We start from the raw sequence: 431 nt of genomic DNA on the forward strand, positions 1-431 counted from the left end.
ATCGCCACCAGCCAGCTTGCCGCGATCATCGTCGCGCCGACGACCGCCATCGAGAACAGATGTGGCAGACCGGCGCGAACCAGGATGCCGAGCAGGGCCGCGCCGACGACATCGTGCAGCAGGTAGAGCGGGTAGGTCATCAGCCCGATCCGGCGCCAGCCGCTCCAAGAGAGGTTGAGCCGCAGAGACCATGCCATCAGCGCGATGCCAATGAGGAAGATGAGGATCGGCGGCGCGAACGGCATATCCCGCCCGACCTTCAGGATATGAACGTCGACCGAACTGGCGATCTGCAGCACACCACCGGCCAGGAACAGGGCGCAGAAGGCAAGTCGGGCGCCTGTCACCGCCTTGAAGCGCATCAGCCACAGCATGACGCCGGTGGCGAAGAAAACGCCGTGATGCACCAGCAGCAGGTCGAGTGTGCGTGT

General features: G+C 64.5%; 1 pseudogene. It reads right to left on the reverse strand.

What is annotated here, in order from left to right:
- Positions 1–431, reverse strand: a pseudogene (locus EN893_RS37660) (acyltransferase); the annotation flags it as partial.

The sequence above is a fragment of the Mesorhizobium sp. M7A.F.Ca.CA.004.04.2.1 genome (assembly GCF_004022825.1).
Classification (GTDB): domain Bacteria; phylum Pseudomonadota; class Alphaproteobacteria; order Rhizobiales; family Rhizobiaceae; genus Mesorhizobium.